This is a genomic window from Arthrobacter sp. GW460-12-1-14-TSB2 (assembly GCF_059423525.1).
Map to the genome: position 1 here is coordinate 15,508 of NZ_JBWKYC010000003.1, position 18,214 is coordinate 33,721.

16 protein-coding genes are annotated in these 18,214 nt (G+C 63.4%); 4 read left to right on the forward strand and 12 right to left on the reverse strand.

The window, feature by feature from the left end; translation table 11 throughout:
- Positions 1-7: 7 nt before the first annotated feature.
- The 3 genes from AC07YR_RS05750 to AC07YR_RS05760 all read right to left on the reverse strand — a co-directional run bounded on the left by AC07YR_RS05750 (position 8) and on the right by AC07YR_RS05760 (position 4,607).
- Entirely contained in the window at positions 8-1,108 is a 1,101-nt protein-coding gene (locus AC07YR_RS05750; protein WP_494733400.1) for an ABC transporter permease, read from the reverse strand.
- Positions 1,105-2,646: an ABC transporter permease gene (locus AC07YR_RS05755; protein ID WP_494733401.1), complete on the reverse strand. Its 1,542-nt coding sequence runs from the start codon at positions 2,644-2,646 to the stop codon at positions 1,105-1,107. The genes AC07YR_RS05750 and AC07YR_RS05755 overlap by 4 nt, the downstream gene beginning before the upstream one ends.
- Positions 2,647-2,828: 182 nt before the next feature.
- Positions 2,829-4,607, reverse strand: a complete 1,779-nt coding sequence (locus tag AC07YR_RS05760; protein WP_436058143.1) for an ABC transporter family substrate-binding protein — start codon at positions 4,605-4,607, stop codon at positions 2,829-2,831.
- Between the two features lie 412 nt (positions 4,608-5,019).
- Between AC07YR_RS05760 and AC07YR_RS05765 the strand changes: the two genes are divergently transcribed.
- Positions 5,020-6,150, forward strand: coding sequence for an LLM class flavin-dependent oxidoreductase (locus AC07YR_RS05765; RefSeq protein ID WP_494733402.1), 1,131 nt, complete (start codon positions 5,020-5,022; stop codon positions 6,148-6,150).
- On the opposite strand, the gene ychF is transcribed toward AC07YR_RS05765, so the two are convergent.
- Entirely contained in the window at positions 6,140-7,225 is a 1,086-nt protein-coding gene (gene ychF, locus AC07YR_RS05770) for a redox-regulated ATPase YchF (RefSeq protein WP_494733403.1), read from the reverse strand. The two genes, AC07YR_RS05765 and ychF, sit on opposite strands and share 11 nt — an antisense overlap.
- A gap of 114 nt (positions 7,226-7,339) precedes the next feature.
- Here ychF and AC07YR_RS05775 point away from each other — a divergent pair, with 114 nt between their 5' ends.
- Entirely contained in the window at positions 7,340-8,551 is a 1,212-nt protein-coding gene (locus AC07YR_RS05775) for a DNA recombination protein RmuC (protein WP_494733404.1), read from the forward strand.
- A gap of 58 nt (positions 8,552-8,609) precedes the next feature.
- On the opposite strand, the gene AC07YR_RS05780 is transcribed toward AC07YR_RS05775, so the two are convergent.
- Both AC07YR_RS05780 and AC07YR_RS05785 read right to left on the reverse strand, forming a co-directional pair.
- A complete protein-coding gene (locus tag AC07YR_RS05780; protein ID WP_436058146.1) occupies positions 8,610-9,689 on the reverse strand; it encodes a 4-hydroxy-3-methylbut-2-enyl diphosphate reductase in 1,080 nt (359 codons plus the stop codon).
- Between the two features lie 9 nt (positions 9,690-9,698).
- Positions 9,699-10,556 (reverse strand): hypothetical protein, encoded by an 858-nt coding sequence (locus tag AC07YR_RS05785; protein ID WP_494733405.1) that lies wholly within the window; start codon positions 10,554-10,556, stop codon positions 9,699-9,701.
- 186 nt (positions 10,557-10,742) lie between these two features.
- Here AC07YR_RS05785 and xseA point away from each other — a divergent pair, with 186 nt between their 5' ends.
- Complete coding sequence (gene xseA / locus AC07YR_RS05790) at positions 10,743-12,029, forward strand: exodeoxyribonuclease VII large subunit (protein ID WP_055796780.1); 1,287 nt, start codon at positions 10,743-10,745, stop codon at positions 12,027-12,029.
- 65 nt (positions 12,030-12,094) lie between these two features.
- Positions 12,095-12,325: an exodeoxyribonuclease VII small subunit gene (locus AC07YR_RS05795; RefSeq protein WP_055796783.1), complete on the forward strand. Its 231-nt coding sequence runs from the start codon at positions 12,095-12,097 to the stop codon at positions 12,323-12,325.
- Positions 12,326-12,331: 6 nt separating this feature from the next.
- Here the strand turns inward: AC07YR_RS05795 and AC07YR_RS05800 are convergent, their stop codons facing one another.
- The 6 genes from AC07YR_RS05800 to AC07YR_RS05825 all read right to left on the reverse strand — a co-directional run bounded on the left by AC07YR_RS05800 (position 12,332) and on the right by AC07YR_RS05825 (position 18,202).
- Complete coding sequence (locus AC07YR_RS05800) at positions 12,332-13,186, reverse strand: polyphosphate kinase 2 family protein (RefSeq protein ID WP_494733406.1); 855 nt, start codon at positions 13,184-13,186, stop codon at positions 12,332-12,334.
- A gap of 101 nt (positions 13,187-13,287) precedes the next feature.
- Positions 13,288-14,508: a pyridoxal phosphate-dependent aminotransferase gene (locus tag AC07YR_RS05805; protein ID WP_028269467.1), complete on the reverse strand. Its 1,221-nt coding sequence runs from the start codon at positions 14,506-14,508 to the stop codon at positions 13,288-13,290.
- 187 nt (positions 14,509-14,695) lie between these two features.
- Complete coding sequence (locus tag AC07YR_RS05810; protein WP_055796789.1) at positions 14,696-15,652, reverse strand: ABC transporter substrate-binding protein; 957 nt, start codon at positions 15,650-15,652, stop codon at positions 14,696-14,698.
- On the reverse strand, positions 15,649-16,395 hold the full coding sequence (locus AC07YR_RS05815; RefSeq protein ID WP_436058150.1) for an ABC transporter permease: 747 nt from the start codon (positions 16,393-16,395) through the stop codon (positions 15,649-15,651). Before AC07YR_RS05815 ends, AC07YR_RS05810 begins: the two co-directional genes overlap by 4 nt.
- Entirely contained in the window at positions 16,392-17,102 is a 711-nt protein-coding gene (locus tag AC07YR_RS05820; protein ID WP_494733407.1) for an ABC transporter permease, read from the reverse strand. The genes AC07YR_RS05815 and AC07YR_RS05820 overlap by 4 nt, the downstream gene beginning before the upstream one ends.
- A complete protein-coding gene (locus tag AC07YR_RS05825) occupies positions 17,102-18,202 on the reverse strand; it encodes an ABC transporter ATP-binding protein (protein WP_494733408.1) in 1,101 nt (366 codons plus the stop codon). Before AC07YR_RS05825 ends, AC07YR_RS05820 begins: the two co-directional genes overlap by 1 nt.
- Positions 18,203-18,214: the final 12 nt, after the last annotated feature.

Consider the following 18,214-nt stretch of genomic DNA (forward strand, 5'->3'; position numbering starts at 1 on the left):
GCCGCATTCAGTCGCCCGCAGACCCGTCGGCTGCGGCAGCCGGCACCTTGGCCGGTTCCCCGGACTGCTGAGTGTCCCTGGCCTTCTTGGCGTTGAACTTCTTCTGCCTTGGATCGAATGCGTCCCGGAGCCCGTCGCCGATGAAGTTGATGCTCAGGCAGATCAGGACAATGAAGATGCCAGGGAACCAGAACAGCCATGGCCGGGTGGCGAACGCTTCCTGGTTTTGCGAGATGAGGAGCCCCAGCGAGGTGTCCGGGGATTTCACACCCACGCCGAGGTAGCTCAGGGCGGTTTCCAGGAGGATGGCGGCGGACATTGTGAGTGTCACGTTCACGATCAGGACGCCGATGGCGTTGGGCAGGATGTGCTTGAAGATGATTCTCGCGTTGCTGGCGCCGGAGATGCGTGCAGCATCAACAAACTCCCGTTCCCGTAGTGTCAGGAATTCCCCGCGCATCAGGCGTGCAAGGCCGACCCAGCTGACGAGCCCTAGGAAGATTCCCAGTATCAGGATGCCGTTGCTGGCCGCGAAGCCCGAAAACCAGCCGCCCTGGTCCCTGCGGTTAACGCTCTGGGCAACCACTGCGGCCAGCAGCAGCACCGGAATGATGATGATGACGTCCGTGATGCGCATCAGGACGGCTTCCACCCAGCCGCGGAAGTAGCCGGACAATCCGCCCACCACGGTGCCGAGCAGGCCTGCGATGGTCCCGATGAGCAACATGATGATGATGGACTGCTGGGCGCCGCGCATGGTCATGGCAAAGAGGTCCCGGCCGATCCGGTCCTGCCCGAACGGGTGGTCTCCCCAGGCCGGCGGCCAAAGGGACGCCGTAGGGACGCCGTCGTTAACGAGCGGTGAAACGTCAACGTGGTTGTACTTCCACCAGCCCGGAATTCCTGCCCAGCCCACGGAAGTAAAGGCGAGGATGAAGATCATGGCGAAAATGACCAGGCCCACGATGGCGCCGCTGTGGCCGAGGAAACGCTTGCGGACAATCTGCCCCTGACTTAACCCCTTCGCGTCGGGTTCCAAGGACGAACCCGGCTGCCTGGAGTGTGAGTGTTCGGCCAGGAATTCTTCCTGCTGGGTTGGCTGGCTCATGCCTTAATCCTTACGCGGGGATCGAGTGCGGAGTACGCGAGGTCCGCTATCAGGTTGAATACCATCGCCGTAACCGCGACGCAGACGAATACACCCATCACAGGGTTCGGATCGATGTGCATAATGCCGTCCAGGAACAGGAAGCCCATGCCTCGGACGGAGAACACGGTCTCAGTAATGACGGCACCACCGATCAGGGCCCCGATATCGAAGGCCACGATTGTTGCAATGGGAATCAGCGCGTTGCGGAACGCGTGCCCCATCACCACCGATCTCTCGGACAGGCCTTTGGCGCGGGCCGTCCTGATGTAGTCCATGTTCATGATTTCGAGCATGGAGGAGCGGGTAAACCGCGTGTAGCTGGCGAGCGATACCAGGATCAGGGCCATGGTCGGCAGAATCAGGTGCGTAAAGGTGTCCAGGGTAAGGATCCAAAAATCACCTTGGATGTTGGGCGTGCCTGCACCGATCGTGGCGATGGGACGGCCCCGGACCCTGCTGTTGCTGAAGTAACCGGGCCATGCCTGCATAAAGCGGTCCAACACAACGAGCCCGCCCACTAGGAAAGCCGTTATTCCGGCTGCGCGCATCGACTGGCCGCGGTCGTAGCCGCCCACCAGGTAGCCCGTTCCCACGCCAACGCCGATGGTCGCCAGGCCCAGGAGGACGATCATGACAGCCGTGGCCTGGTTGAGAAGCGGCTGCACAGCAAAGTATGCGACCACAGCAAGGGCAACCACAATGAGTGACGCCTGCAGGGCCTTCCGGTTCTTGAGGCCGGCCACCAAAAGCGTCACGGCAAAGGCCAGGCCGACACCGGCGATGGCAATAACAACGGGGCCGAGACCGGGATTCCGGAACCACTGGACGACGGAGAAGTAGACGAGCACAAGGCTGACTGCCACAAAAACGATGCCACCCGAAACGAACCTGCGCCGGGCCGCCCCGCCCACCGCCACGGCCACGATCAGGCCGGCGACGACGCCGATGCCCAACGCGACGGGCAGCGGTATTTCGGGATTTCGGAGGAAGTCGTTGAAGCCGATGGCACCGTATTCCTTCAGCAGCACGGCAACCCAGAAGATGGGCAGGGAGAAGAATAGGAACGCCATGAACGTCACGCCGTAGTCCAGCGCGCTGTACTGGCGCAGCGCGGTAATGATGCCGAGGGCTATGCCGATCAGGATGGCAAGGATGGTGGCGCCCGTGACGAGGGTCAGGGTCTGGACCAGCGCGAACCCGAGGGCTTCGGTGATCGGCTGTCCGGCGATGTTCTTACCCAGGTCGCACGACGAGCCGAAGGGAACCAGGCACTGCGCCGCTCCGCCCAGCCATTTGAAGTACCGGAGCGGAGCCGGCGTGTCGAGATCAAGGAGTGCGCTGCGGGCATCCATGAGTTGTTGCTTGTTGGGCGCGCTGCTGGCGCGGAATTCCTCCAGGGGATCCCCTGACGACGCTGTCAGGAGGTAGACGAGGAATGATGCGCCGAGAAGTATGAGTGCGGCTGTGATGAGCCGCCGGACGATGTACGTCACCATGGTGGAAAGCCTCGATATCCGGGCCCGGGATCTCGCCGGACCCATCGCAGAATCAGGCCGGCTTTCCGAATGAGGGGGGGCGGAAGGCCGGGAGAATGCCGGTGGTGCCGGCAAAGGCGCCGGGACGGTGCTTCTGTTGTCCCGGCGCCTTCACCTGCTCAATCACTTGCTGAGCGGGGGCTCTACTTCTCGGCCCACTCCCAGAAGTTCCACCAGACACCGGTCTGGTTCGGCATGAACTTAACACCCGTGATGCGGTCGCTGTAAGCGTCCACGCCCACGGACTGGAAGAGCGGAAGGCCGTAGGCGGAATCCCAGATCTTCTTGTCGATTTCCTTGCTGAGGTCATCCTGCTTTGCGCGGTCCGTGGTCACGATCAGTTCATCCATCAGCTTGTCGGCATCGGGATCGCTGAACTGGTTGAAATTGGATCCGTTGCCGCTGCGGAAGATCTGCGGTACACCGGAAACGCCCACACCCGGGTTGGTCCAGCCGAAGATGGTGGCGTCGTAGCTGCCGTCACCGAGGGCCTTGCCCCAGTCGGACTTGCCCAGGCCGCCGTCGACGATCTTGAAGCCGGCCTTGGTGGCCGACTCGCGGATCAGCGAGAATGCGTCCACACGGTTGGGGTTGTCTTTGTTGTACATGATGCGGATCTCGGGCGTCTTGCCCGCGAGGAGCGCCTTGGCGCCGTCGATGTCCACGTCCTGGTAGGCGGAGGAGCCGTTGTTCTTGACGGAATCCGCATAGGCAGCCTGCGCCGGGACGAACAGCTGCGAGTCCAGCGGCTTGGCCTGCGGATCGAGCTTCTTCACGATCTTGTCAACGATGTCCTTGCGCGGGACAGTCTTCATGAACGCTTCCCGGACGCTCTTCTCGGCCAGCGGGCCCGAGTAGTTCAGGTCGATGTGGTCGTAAGAGAGCTGGTTGCCCTGTTCCACGGTGACGCCCTGGCTTTCCAGGGCCTTGAGCTGCTCGATGGTGTCAGCCGAGGCCTGCGGCGCAATAATGTCAGCTTCGCCGTTCTTGAGGGCCTGCACCTGTGCCGGAGCTGAGCCGATGTAGCGGACCGTGATTTCGTCCAGGCTGGATTCGGGGCCCCAGTTGTAATCCTTGTTTCGGACCATGGTCAGCGACTGGTCCTGGGTGACGCTTTTGACGATGTACGGACCGTTGGAAAGGAAAAGGCTGGGATCGGACGGCAGGGTCTTCGTGTCGAAGCCGGTGTTCCAGAGGTCAGCCATGGCCTTCAATTTCTCATCGGCCGGCTTCGGAGCCTTGGGATCGCCCTTGGGCTTTTCCTTCAGGTAGTCCACGAGCGCCTTAGCGTCGCTCAGGCCAGCCTTCTTGGCCAGCACATGCGCCGCAATGTCGATGCCCGGTCCGCCAAGAACGGTTTCCCAGTCAGCGAAGGGCTTGGAGTACTTGATGGTCATGGAGCGGTTGTCGTCACCGAGCTCCGGGAAGTCGGTGAGCTTGAGGCCGGTGGGGTCACCGGCGTAGGAGAAGTACTGCGTGCCCGTCTTGGCCTCGGAGTCGGCATCATCGTAGTAGCCGGAAAAAGCCGCCCACTGCAGCAGGAGGTCGGCCGCCGTCACGGGTGTGCCGTCGGACCACTTCACGCCCTCGTTGACGGTGTACTTGATCGTTAGCGGGTCATCGGAAGTCTTTTCCATCTTGCCGAATTTCTCGTTGCGTACAACGTTCAGCTGGTTGTCGATGTAGTAGAAACCCGAGTGGGTGGCATAACTGATCTTCGAGTTGATGTCCGTGTTGCCGTCGGCGGTGTTCGGGTTGAACGTGTTGAACGCGTTCACCTCGACCACCGTGGCTGAGCCACCCTGTTTGCCGGCAGTAGCGCTGGACGGGGTGGTCCCGCCGCTGTTGCCGGCGCAGGCGCTGAGAGCTAGCGCGGCAGCTGCCGCGACGCCTACCGCTTTGGAAATACGACCTAAGCGCATTCCGCCTCCTATGTTTCTGTGGTGTTGAAAAGACCGCCGCTGTAGGCGCCGGCCAGACCGCCCATTCCCCCAGTGAGAATGTGGCTAGTCTCACATGAGCAGTAGCCTAGACCCGAAAAGAAAGCCAAAGGGACCAAAGTTGCCCATGGGTAAAGGTTGTTACCGAGCTGCAACAATCAACATAAAGGCCACGATTCGCGAGGAATCGTGGCCTTTGGGGTTAATGCCTATTCACTGACTGCGGCAGTGCTGCGGACGATCGAATCTCATCGTTGTAACCACCTCGGAGGTCATCGAGCGGCTCGATTCCAGGTCAGTGTCTTAGCGGGTAATTTCCCGCCATTGTCGGTAGCTGCCCTTCGTCGCCCGCCTATCATGGGGATCAGTCCCACACTGACCCTGAAGGAAGCCCATGCCCGACTCCTCACGACCGCTACGCAAGCTCGGATTCCTGACTATTGGCCTGTTCGATCCGGCGGATCCAGCCGCGGGGCACGAATCGACGTTGCAGGTCATCGAGCTGGGCGAGCGGCTTGGATTTGATAGCGCCTGGCTGCGCCACCGCCATCTGCAGTTCGGGATTTCCTCCCCCGTTGCCCTCATGGCTGCGGCCAGCCAGCGCACCTCCCGGATCGAGCTTGGAACGGCAGTGACTCCGATGGGCTGGGAAAACCCGTTGCGCCTGGCCGAGGACCTGGCCACCGCGGATCTGCTCGCCGGCGGACGAATCAATCCCGGCCTGAGCGTGGGGGAACCAATGCACTACGCCACGGTCAAGCACGAGTTGTACCCGGATTCCGCTGAGCTGGAGGACTTCAGTTACGGACGTCTGGAGCGGCTTGCCCGTTTGATTGCAGGGGAACCGGTGCGGGAATTCTCCGGCAAGCATGGTGTCGTTGAGGAATTCTCCAACCGCGTCGAGCCGCACTCTTCCGGGCTGCGCGAACGGCTTTGGTATGGGGCGGCAAGCAAGAAGTCAGCAATCTGGGCCGGAGAAAACGGATTCAATCTGCTCTCCAGCAGTGTGATGTTTGCCGAGACGAATCAGGAACCGGCGTTTGCCCAAATCCAACAGTCACAAATTCGGGCCTATCGTGAAGCTGCCGCTGCCTCAGGCCAAGCGCACGGACCAGCCCGGGTCTCACAAGGCCTGGTGGTGATCCCGACCGATTCGGCTTCCGCCAAACAGCGGGAAAAGTACCAGCAGTACGTCGATGAACGCACTCCCCGGACCTTGGCGCCGCAGGGGCCTAAACGCGTGTTGTTCGCTCCCGATCTCATTGGCACCAGCGCTCAGATTGCGGATCAGTTGTACTCGCACGCGGGGTTCCAGGAAGTCGACGAAGTGGCGTTCGCGCTGCCTTTCAGCTTCGACCACGAGGACTACGTCCAGATCCTCACCGACATCGCCACCAAGTTGGGACCCGCCCTCGGATGGACCCCCGCAGGTTTATCAAGACCCGCACTAGGCGGTTCTGACAACGAAAAATCGCGCCCCGACTTGTGCCAGGACGCGATTTTCGAGAACGTGGCTAGACGTTGAAGCGGAACTCCACCACGTCGCCGTCGGCCATTACATATTCCTTGCCTTCGATACGGACCTTGCCGCGGGCTTTGGCCTCGGCCATGGATCCGGCGTCGATGAGGTCGTCGAAGGACACAACTTCGGCCTTGATGAAGCCACGCTGGAAATCGGAGTGGATGACGCCGGCGGCCTGCGGTGCGGTGTCGCCCTGGTGGATGGTCCAGGCGCGGGTTTCTTTGGGACCGGCCGTCAGGTAGGTCTGCAGTCCCAGCGTGTGGAAGCCGACGCGGGCCAGCTGGTCGAGGCCTGATTCGTCCTGGCCGTTCATCTCCAGCATCTCGCGGGCTTCTTCCTCGTCCAGTTCCACGAGGTCGGATTCCAGCTTGGCGTCGAGGAAGACGGCGTCCGCCGGAGCAACCATGGCGCGCAGTTCTTCCTGCTTCGCGGGGTCGCCCAGGATTCCCTCGTCCGAGTTGAAGACGTAGATGAAGGGCTTGGCGGTCAGCAGGCCGAGCTCCTTGAGGTGCTCCATCTCGAGCTTGTCGCTCTTGATCGAGGAGAAGATGGTGTCGCCACGTTCAAGCACGGCCTGCGCCGCCTTGATCGCGGCCAGTTCGGCCGCGTCGCGCTTCTTGATCTTGACTTCTTTTTCGATCCGGGGAATCGCATTTTCGATGCTCTGGAGGTCAGCCAGGATCAGTTCGGTGTTGATGGTCTCCATATCCGAGCGCGGATCCACCTTGCCGTCAACGTGGATGACGTCCGGGTCATCGAACACGCGGACAACCTGCGCGATGGCCTCGGCCTCGCGGATGTTGGCGAGGAACTTGTTGCCCAGGCCTTCGCCCTCCGACGCACCCTTGACGATCCCGGCGATATCGACGAACGACACGGGGGCGGGCAGCAGGCGCTGTGATCCGAAGACAGCGGCCAGCTTGGCAAGCCGCGGGTCCGGCAGGTTGACCACACCGACGTTCGGCTCGATGGTGGCGAACGGATAGTTCGCAGCCAGCACCTGATTACGGGTCAGTGCGTTGAAAAGGGTTGATTTGCCGACGTTGGGCAGTCCGACGATGCCAATAGTAAGAGCCACGAGCACTAATTCTACCGGTAACCGGGCGCGAACCATGCGGCGGTCCGTTCCCGGCCTCCGCAGGCGGCGTGCGTCTGCGCCAAAAATGTCGGTGGCCCATGCCAAAGTGAACACATGGACGCTTTTGCACTGATACTTGCCCTGCTGATGCTGATTCTCGGCGCCGTGATCGGCGCCGCCCTCACCTACGTGGCGCTCCGGCGGCGGAGTGTGGCCCTGGAACAGGACTTCGACGGCGTCTCGGCGCGCCTTTCGGAGGTCAGCGCCCAGTTCGCGGCGGCCGACGCCGAGCGGCGCCTCTTGTCTGCACAGAACCGGGAGCTGGGCGAGTCGCGGAACCAGGACGGCAGCGTCCTTCGGGCGCTTGCCCCGGTGGCGGAAAAGCTGACGGCGGTCCAGCAGCAGGTGTCCCTGTTGGAACGCGACCGGCTGGAGCAGTACGGGCAGCTGGCCCAGCAACTTCAGGAGGCCCGGCTTTCCGACGAGCAGCTCTTGCGCTCAACCCACGCCCTGGAGTCCGCCCTTCGGTCGAATAGCGCCCGCGGCCAGTGGGGTGAGGTCCAGCTGCGCCGGGTCGTGGAAGCCGCCGGCATGCTCCGCCACGTGGATTTCCACGAGCAGCAGCACACCGCCGGAGCGGGGAACGCCGTCCGCCCCGACCTCGTGGTCCAGCTCCCGGGCGGGAAGCAGCTGGTGGTGGACGCCAAGGTTCCCCTGGGGTCCTACCTTGAGGCCCAGGACCTGGGACCTTCAGCGGGACGCCAGCAGCAGGGGTCCGCCCTCAACGGCCAGAACGCGTTGCTGGCAGCCCACGCCAAGGCCCTGAAATCCCATGTGGACGCCCTGAGCAACAAGAAGTATTGGGAGATCCCGGGCAATTCGCCGGAACTCGTCATCTGCTTCCTGCCGGCCGAATCCATCCTGGCGGCCGCGCTGGCAGCGGACGCCGGCCTTCTGGACTACGCCTTGAATAAGAATGTGGTGCTGGCATCCCCCGGCACCTTGTTGGCCGTGCTGAAGTCAGTAGCGTTCACCTGGCGCCAGGACGTGCTCACAGACAGCGCCCGAGAGCTCTTTGAGTTGGCGCGGCAGCTCTACGAGCGGATGGGCACACTGGGCGAAAACGTGACCAAGCTGGGTTCGTCGCTGAAGACTTCCGTTGACCGCTACAACTCAATGGTCGGAACGCTGGAAGCGCGCATTCTTCCGACGGCGCGGAAACTCAACGCCCTTGAAGCCGAGGGGCTGACCACACCGCCTGCGATCGAGGTGACTCCCCGGTCGGTGGCGGCTCCCGAACTTCAGTCTGAGGAGTCGGCCGCCTAGCCCGCGGCCGGGCCGGCCGGCCTCCGCTGAGACCGCATGGCCCTGTGCCGCGAAGGAGTTAGTTCCGCGCTCCGCGTCCGCCGAGGGCACGGGTCACGTCGCCCGATTTCTTAAGCGTTGCGCGCAGCTCCTTGGGCAGCGAGAAGAGCAGGTCTTCCTCCGCCGTGACCACTTCTTCCACAGCACTGTAGCCGTAGTCCGCCAGGAGCCGGAGCACATCCTTGACCAGCACTTCCGGAACGGACGCGCCGGAGGTGACGCCCACCGTGGCCACGCCTTCGAACCAGGCCTCGTCCACTTCGTTGGCGAAGTCGACGCGGTAGGACGCCTTGGCGCCGTATTCCAGTGCAACCTCCACGAGGCGGACGGAGTTGGAGGAGTTGGCGGAGCCCACCACAATGACCAGATCGGCCTGCGGGGAGATCTTCTTGATGGCTACCTGCCTGTTGGTGGTGGCGTAGCAGATGTCGTCGCTGGGCGGATCCTGCAGTGTCGGGAACCGTTCCTTGAGGAGCCGGACGGTTTCCATCGTTTCATCCACGCTCAGGGTGGTCTGTGACAGCCAGATGACCTTTTCCGGATCCCGCACGCTAACTTTGTCGACTTCGTGCGGACCGTTGATGATCTGGATGTGGTCGGGGGCTTCGCCGGCGGTTCCTTCAACTTCCTCGTGACCGTCGTGGCCGATGAGGAGGATGTCAAAGTCGTCCTTGGCGAAACGGACAGCTTCGCGGTGGACTTTGGTCACCAGCGGGCAGGTGGCGTCAATGGTACGCAGGCCGCGGTCCTCGGCCGACTGCACGACCGCGGGCGATACTCCGTGGGCCGAAAAAATTACCAGGGCGCCTTCGGGGACCTCATCAGTCTCGTCAACGAAGATGGCGCCCTTCTCCTCAAGCGAACTCACGACGTGGACGTTGTGGACAATCTGCTTCCGCACGTAGACGGGCGGACCATAGTGTTCCAGTGCCTTCTCCACGGCGATGACGGCGCGGTCCACGCCGGCGCAGTAGCCGCGGGGAGCCGCTAGCAGCACCTTTTTGGGACCTGAGACCGGGGCTGCAGCCAGCACGTCTTCAGGCGAACGGCGCCTGCGTGGAATTGACGGCATGGGAATGGAGACTGCTGAGGTGGTCATTGTTCAATGCTACCGGGAACGCTGGTCGCGTCCGGCGCCGGCAACGACGCGGAGAATGACGCCGGCCACAATGAGGACGGCGCCGGCGATGAGAGCCACCAGGATCCATTGTCCGAACCGCTCCGAGGATGCCGCCACGAATTCACTCTTGAAGATATCCGCCACCTCGTTCCCGCTGGCCGTCCCGCCTACCGCAAGGCCGGCCGCATCAGATCCGAGTTTCCACGCCGCGGCCAGCACCAACGCCCCCGTTCCCGTACCTACCAGCACAATCCAGCGCCGGCGGGCGGCGATGAGGGCCAGCAGTAGGGCAATGGCCGAGCCGGCAGCCAACGCGTAACCCATGGGGGCATAGGCCGCAACCTGGTCAACGAGCTGACGGTGGCTCGGCTGCCCGATGTCGATGCGCGTCTGGTCCGGCGCTTCAATCGGAATGTTGGTGGCCTCCGAAATCTGCTTGGTCAGCAGGCCAACCAAGGGCGCCACATCCAGGGTGAGGGACGTGGACGGGTCAGCTGCTGCCGATCCGGCCCCTGCAGCCGGGAAGTTAAGCCGGTGGCTCTTCCTCAGCGTTTCTTCCCAGGCCGCAGGATAGCCGGGGAGCGTCGTCAGGGATTTGGCGGCGGAGTCCAGGATCGGCTGCACCAGATCGGCGAACGGTTCAGGAATCTGGCCGGCCGGGTCGATGCTCGCAACAGCCGCGGACGCCAGCCTCTGCTGGAAGACGGTGTCCTTGCCCAACGGTGCGGCGAGCGAGACAAAGCCATCCTCCTGCACAATGTTCCGGTCCACCCAGATGGCAGGGACGGAGACGGCGGCCAGCAGCAGTCCAAGGATGACGGCGGCAGCGGAGACAAAAGTGCGCAAGGGATTCCTCGGTTGTGGTTGGCGGTACTGCCATCCTAGGGGCGTCGGCCGGGAAGCAAAAATGTCGGCGGACAGTGGTAAAGCTATGGATAGAGTTGATTCGGTTTGATGCCATTCCGTTTTGATGCACCGCCACCTGCAAAGGATTCCCAATGCCCAAGGCTCCCTCCCCGTCACGGCCCGCCCATGCCTGACAACATGCCCGCGGCCACCACGGTTCCTGCGACGGCTGCTGAAACGAGTCCGGACAACCCCTGGCCCCTGCAACTGTTGTCCCAGAAGCTCAAGGCCCATATCGACCGGACGCCCTCGGCGTGGGTCGAAGGTCAGGTCATTGAGCTGAACCGCCGTGGCGGCAGTGCTTTCATGACGCTCCGGGATGTCGACGCCGAAATCTCCCTGCCCGCCTCCATCTGGTCGACTGTGCTGGATCGCCAGGAGGTTCCCCTGGAACGCGGGTCCAGGGTGGTGGCGCTCCTGAAGGCGGAGTTCTGGCTCAAGACCGGACGCCTCAACATGTCCGTGAAGGACATCCGCCCGGTGGGGCTGGGCGACTTGCTGGCGCGTATTGAACGGCTCCGCCATGCGCTTTCCCTGGAAGGACTCTTTGCGGATTCCCGGAAGAAACGCCTGCCCATCCTCCCCCACCGGATCGGACTGATCACCGGACGCGATTCCGATGCCAAGAAGGACGTGCTGCGCAATGCCGCCCTCCGGTGGCCCGCGGTCGAATTCGAGGTCCGCGAAGTTGCCGTCCAGGGAAACACTGCTGTTTCCCAGATCATGGCCGCGCTGCGGGAACTCGATGCTGACCCGCACGTTGACGTCATCGTCATCACCCGCGGCGGCGGCGCACTCGAGGACCTCCTCCCCTTCAGCAACGAGGACCTGATCAGGGCAGTGTCCAATGCGTCCACGCCGGTGGTCAGCGCGATCGGCCACGAGGCAGACCGCCCCATCCTCGACGACGTCGCCGATCTGCGGGCCTCGACGCCTACGGACGCCGCCAAGAGAATCGTTCCCGACGTCGTGGAAGAACTCGCCAGGGTCCGGCAGGCACGGGACCAGCTCCGGCGCGGGGTTAACCGGCTCGTTGAGCGGGAATCCGACCGGTTGGCTTCCCTGCATTCACGGCCGGTCCTGGCCGCACCGGAGACCATGGTCAGTGCACGCGCCGAGGACGTGGCGCGGCTCAGCAGCCGCTCCCGTGCAGCCATCAGCACGGCGGTGCTGAGGGCAGCCGACCAGATCGTGCATCTCCGCAACCAGGTCCGCTCGCTCTCGCCGCAACAGACGCTGGACCGGGGCTACGCCGTGGTGCAGGTTGCCGGCACAGACCAGGCAGCGGACGCGCAGCCGGCAGTAGTCCGGCACCCGTCTCAGGCCCCGGAGGGTGCGGACCTATTCGTCCGGGTGGCCGGCGGCAGCTTTTCCGCCCGGTCCACGGGCGGACACCAGGTATCCGACGGCTGAACCAGCCCACGCCGGACATGTACCGGCCCCGGCCCATCCACTGACAACCAGCAGGGAGCACCACAATGGCAGCAGAACAGAAACCGAACGCGGATATCGAAGCGCTCAGCTACGAGGAAGCCCGCGAGCAACTCGTGGCTGTCGTGGGCAAGCTGGAAGCCGGCGGCGCCAGCCTGGAGGACTCACTCGCCCTGTGGGAGCGCGGCGAAGCCCTGGCCAGGCGCTGCGAGGAGTGGCTGGAAGGCGCCCGAAAGCGGCTGGCCGCAGCCCGCAACCAGGCCGGGCCCGAGTCGTAGGGCCCGTCAGGACCTTTCCACCAGGCTCCGTTCCAGGGCCACGTCGAACTCAGCGGCGGGCCACTGAAGATTGAGGTCCGCCATCGCCTGGAGCAGCAGCTGCTGCACGGCGATTCGGGCGTACCACTTCTTGTTCGCCGGGACTACGTGCCAGGGGGCAACCTCGGTGTGCGTCTTGTCGAATGCCGCCTGGTAGGCAGCCATGTAGTCGTCCCAGAAGACGCGCTCCTTGAGGTCGGCGCTGCTGTATTTCCAGTGCTTTGATGGATCGTCAAGCCGTGCAAGCAGGCGGGCCTTCTGTTCGTCCCGGCTGATGTTCAGCATCACCTTGACGATTCGGGTGCCGGAGCCGGCAAGCCGGGCTTCAAACTCGTTGATCGCCGTGTAGCGTCGCTCCAGCTCCTCCGGCGAGGCCCAGCCGTGGACGCGGTGGATGAGCACATCCTCGTAGTGCGAGCGGTCGAATACGCCCACCATGCCGGCCGCCGGGACTTCCCTCTCGATCCGCCAGAGGAAGTCGTAGGATTTTTCCTCGTCCGTGGGCGCCTTGAACGCCTTGAGCTGCACCCCTTGGGGGTCCATGGCACCCACCACGTGGGCCACGATGCCGCCCTTACCCGCAGTGTCCATGGCCTGGAGGATCAGCAGGACGCGCTTAGTCCCGCCGAACTTTGCTTCGGCGAACAGCTGCTCCTGGAGGGTCGCAAGTTTGCCGTCGAGTTCTTCTAGGAGTGCCCGGCCGTCGGATTTGCCACCGGGATAGCCCGGAGTGGAATCAGGGTCCACATCCGCCAGCTTGAACCCGTCACCAGCCGCCAAGGTCCCTGACGGGTGTTCGTCGAACGTTTCGATGTTTGCCATGAGAAGCCTTCCGCCGATGTGCCGCCAGTCCGGAGGGCCGCTTCCTTGCGCCCGTCCGGCCGCAGCCGCCCGCTATCCGCGGGGCGACTGCTGCCATCAGGCTAGTTCCCCTGGTACCGGCTCAGGAAGTCCCCCATGCGGCCGACTGCCTCTTCGATGTCCTTCACGTTGGGCAGCGTGACCATCCGGAAGTGATCCGGCCGTACCCAGTTGAAGGCGCGTCCGTGGGAAACGAGGATCTTCTGCTCCCGGAGCAGGTCCAGGACAAATTTTTCGTCGTCGCGGATATGGAAGACCTCCGGATCCAGTTTCGGGAACAGGTACAGCGCTCCCCTGGCCTGCTGGGTGCTGACGCCGGGGATGGCGTTGAGCATGTCATAAGCTTTGTTCCGCTGTTCCAGCAGCCGCCCGCCGGGCAGGATCAGATCGTTGATGCTCTGGTATCCGCCCAGTGCGGTCTGGATGGCATGCTGGGCAGGCACGTTGGCACACAATCGCATGTTGGCGAGCAGGCTGATGCCTTCGAGGTAGTCGGCGGCATCCTTCTTCGGCCCGGATATCGCCATCCAGCCGGCCCGGTACCCGCAGACACGGTACGCCTTGGACAGCCCACTGAAGGTCAGGCACAGAACGTCGTCGCCGGTAAGGCCTGCCAGGTTCACATGGACGGCGTCCTCGTACAGGATCTTCTCGTAGATCTCATCCGCGAAAAGCACCAGCCCGTGCTTTTCAGCCAGGGCCACGATCTTCTTGAGGGTTTCCTCGGGATACACCGCGCCGGTGGGGTTGTTCGGGTTGATCACCACGATTCCCTTGGTCCGCGGGGTGATCTTGGATTCAAGGTCTTCCAGGTCCGGCTGCCAGCCGGACTCCTCGTCGCAGAGGTAGTGCACCGGCCGTCCGCTGGCCAGTGCCACCGAGGCGGTCCACAGCGGGTAGTCCGGCGTGGGGATCAGAACCTCGTCGCCGTCGTCGAGGAGGGCCATGAGCGACATGGTGATGAGTTCGCTGACGCCGTTGCCGAGGTAGATGTCGTCCACGTGGATGTTCTGGATGCCGCGGGTCTGGTAGTACTGCGACACTGCGGTCCGGGCGGAGAATATGCCGCGGGAGTCACTGTAGCCCTGGGCGTGCGGCAGGTGGCGGATCATGTCCACCAGGATGGCGTCCGGCGCTTCAAACCCAAACGGGGCCGGGTTTCCGATGTTCAGTTTGAGGATGCGGTGACCCTCTGCCTCCATTTGCTGGGCGGCCTGAAGAATCGGTCCACGGATGTCGTAGAGGACATTATGAAGCTTGGTGGACTGCTTGAATTCTGCCATCCATCAAATATGCCATATGGAGGATGTACTTCAGCTGAGACTTGACTCACACAAGCGGAAAGCCGGCGGTGCGGTCCGGCGTCGAGGTGGGCACCGCGTCAAGGAACGACGACGGCGCCTGCCGGACATGTGGAGTCCGGCAGGCGCCGTCGAGCCTGCGCTAATCAGCGGGAGATACTAACCGGTGTTACTTGACCAGGCCTTTGTCCTTGAGCCAAGCCGCGGCTGCATCCTTCGGGTTCTGCTTCTGGGTCCCGCTGACGGCACGGTTGAGGTTGATCAGGTCCTCCGTGGTGAGGATTTTGGACACCGAGTTGAGCGCTTCCTTGGCCTTGTCCGTCATCTTGGCCTTGTTGTACAGCGGCAGTACCTGCTGGGCGATGAAGTTGTTCTTCGGGTCGTCCAGGACCACCAGGTCATTGTCCGCAATGGCCGGGGTGGTGGTGTAGATGTCAGCGACCTGGACCTGGTCCTCCAGCAGTGCCTTGACGGTGATGGGGCCGCCGCCGTCGCTGAACGGTTCCAGCTTCTTGGGTTCGCAGCTGTAGTTCTTCTTCAGCCCGGGCAAGCCGTAGGCGCGCTCGGCGAAGGTGGCCGGAGCTCCCACCACCAGTTCGCTGCAGACCTTGGCGAGGTCTTCGATGGACTTGAGCTGGTACTTTTCCGCCGTCGCCTTGGTCACCACCATGGCGTCCTTGTCCTCGGCCTTGGAAGGCTCCAGGACCGCGAGACCCTCCGGCAGCTTGGCCGGAAGCGCCTTGAAGATGTCTTCCGCCGAGACCTCGGTGGCTTCCTTGTTCACATGCAGCAGGAGGTTGCCGCTGTAATCGGGAATGATGTCCACGGAGCCGTCCTGGACCGCCTTGAAGTACACCTCCCGCGAGCCGATGTTGGGCTTGGTGCTTGCGGTGACGCCGGCTGCGTTCAACGCACCGGCATACACCTCCGCGATGATCTGGCTTTCCGGGAAGTCCGCAGATCCGATCACCAGCGCGGAACCTGAGCCCGAACCGCCCGTGGCGGGCGCGCTTTTCAGCGGATCCGATCCGCCGCCGCACGCGGACAGCGCCAGGGCCAGTCCGACGCCGGCGGCCAGGCCGCCGAATGCGCGGCGACCCAGAATACTAGGGTGGGTTTCCTTCATGATCTACCTCCTTGAACAACAGGCTCCGCGGGCACGGGGTCTGTGAGATCAGCCGGTGCCTGCTGGCTCCGGCGTGGCATGGCAGAGGATTCCCGGGACAGGAACAGCCTCTGGAAAACAGCGAGCAGCAGATCGACGGCAATGGCCAGTGCTGCTATCAGCAACGAGCCGCCGAGCATCTGCGGAAAATCGGAGAGCACCAGGCCGTCGAAGAGGTACCGGCCCAGGCCGCCAAGGTTGATATACGCCACCACTGAAACGGTGGCGATCACCTGGAGCACGCCGGTCCTGAAGCCGCCGAACATCACGGCCAGGGCGTTGGGAAATTCGGCCCGGAACAGCACCTGCAATTCGGTCATGCCCATGGCGCGGGCCGCATCCACGACGTTCCGGTCCACGCTGGCAATTCCGGCGTAGGTGCCTGCGAGTAGCGGAGGTACGGTCAGAATCACGAGCGCCCAGATCGGAGGCATTAGTCCGATGCCGGCCAGGAGGACGAAGAGCGTCAGCAGGCCCAGGGTCGGCAGTGCCCGGAGCGCCCCGGCCAGCGCAACAACCGCCACCCGGCCGCGGCCGGTGTGGCCGACATAGAGTCCGATGGGGACCGCTATCGCCGTGGCAATGAGCATCACGAGACCTGTGTACTGGAGGTGCTCAGCCAGCCGTACGGGAATGCCGGTGCTTCCCGTCCAGTGCAGGGGATCGCCCAGCCACGCAAAAGTGTCGGTGAAGACGTTGCTCATGCGGACGCACCCCCGGTCCGGACATCCGACAGCCGCTCGGCCGCCGAGGCGAGACCGGCCTTTTCTGTTTTGGCCACAGCCCTGGTCCACGGCGTCAGGAGCCGTTCCAGGAGAACCAGAACGGCATCCATCACCAGCGCAAGCACCAGGATGGCAATGATCCCGACAAGCACCTCGGTAATAAAGCCCCGTTGGAGGCCGGAGGTGAAAAGCATCCCCAGGTTTCCGATGCCGAGGAGGGCGGCCACGCTCACCAGCGAAATGTTGCTGACGGACACAACCCTCAGGCCGGCGAACAGCACCGGCAGGGACAACGGCAGATCAATCTGCAGGAAACGCGCAGCAGGCTTGAACCCCATCGCAACAGCCGCCTGGCGGAGGTCTTCATCCACGGAGTCGAAGGCGTCGAGTGCGGCCCGCACCAGCAGCGCCACCGCGTAAATAGTCAGGGCGACGATCACGTTCAGCGGATCCAGGACCCTTGTCCCCAGGATTGACGGCAGGATGATGAACAAGGCAAGGGACGGGACCGTGTAGAGCAGAGACGTCGCCGTGACCACCACGGAACGCAGGGTCCTGTTTTGCCGGGCAAACTGTGCCAGCGGAATGGAGAGCAGCAACCCGAACACCATGGGCAGGATGGCCAGCACCAGGTGCTGGCCTGCCAGTTCGAACACCCTCCCGCTGTTGGCCAGGAACCATTCCATCAGAGGGCACCCTGCCGGACCAGCCGGGCAGATTCAATGACCGCAAGGACTTCATCCGCGCGGAGGACACCGGCAAGTTTGCCGTCGGCGTCAACGGCGACGCCCAGCCCCGACGGCGATGACAGCGCCGCGTCCAGGGCCCGCCGAAGCGTCTCCCCTTTCCGGAACAGCGAGCCGCCGGGGATGAGCGAAGAACCGGAACCGGGACTTGTCCAGCCCATCGGACGGGAATCCGCATCCACCACGAGCGCCCAATCGCTGCCCTCCAGTCCGGCAGTTCCGGACTCAAGGGCGCTGTGACTGACCGTAGGAACGTCATGGAGGATAACGGCGTCGGACGGGCTGAACGCCAGGTGGCGGAACCCCCTGTCCTTGCCCACGAAGGAGGCCACGAAGTCGTTGGCGGGGGCACGGAGTATTTCCTCCGGCGTCGCGTACTGCGCCAGCTTGCCGCCCGTGGCGAAAACAGCGACCCTGTCTCCAAGCACGGTGGCTTCGTCAATGTCATGCGTGACAAAAACGATGGTCTTGGCCAGGTCCCGCTGCAGCCGGAGGAGCTCCTGCTGCAGCTCGTCGCGCACCACAGGATCCACGGCGCTGAACGGTTCGTCCATCAACAGCACCGGAGGATCTGCCGCGAGCGCCCTGGCGACGCCGACCCGCTGCTGCTGGCCGCCGGACAGTTGGGACGGGTACCGTTTTCCCAGCACCGAAGCCAGCCCGACGACGTCGAGCAGTTCCTCTGCGCGCTTGCGGGACTCAGTTTTGGAAACCCCGTTAAGCCGCGGAACCGTTGCGATGTTGTCCAGCACTGAGCGGTGCGGCATCAGCCCGGAGGACTGCATCACGTACCCCATGGACCGCCTCAGTTGCGCGGCGGGCACTGAGGTGACGTCCTTCCCGTCCACGGTGATGGTGCCCGACGTGGGCTCCACCATGCGGTTGATCATCCGCAGCGAGGTGGTCTTCCCGCAGCCGGACGGACCCACAAAAACCGTGATGGAGCCTTTGTCGATGGACATGGTGAGGTTGTCCACGGCCGGCTGCCCGCTCTGGTACTGCTTGGTGACGCTCTGGAATTCGATCATGGCTTCAGCCATTTCCGGGCTTAC